Below are 237 nucleotides of genomic sequence, written 5' to 3' on the forward strand. Positions count from 1 at the left end.
GTGTGTTTTTGTGGTGTTGGGCTGGGTTTTGTTTTTTTTTTGGTTGTTGTTTTTTTTTTTGTTTTGTGGGGTTTTGTGGGGGGGGGGGGGGGGGGGGGGGGGGGGGGGGGGGGGGCGCGGCCCCCCCCCCCCCCCCCCCCCCCCGCCCCCGACCCCCGGCGCGCGCGGCCGGGGGCTTGGGCGGGGGGAGGGGTGCGGGCGGGCCGCGCGGGGCGGCAGCCTCCGAGGGGGGCGGGG

This window comes from Candidatus Kosakonia sp. 282A-S69, assembly GCF_029433855.1.
Taxonomy (GTDB): domain Bacteria; phylum Pseudomonadota; class Gammaproteobacteria; order Enterobacterales; family Enterobacteriaceae; genus Kosakonia; species Kosakonia cowanii_A.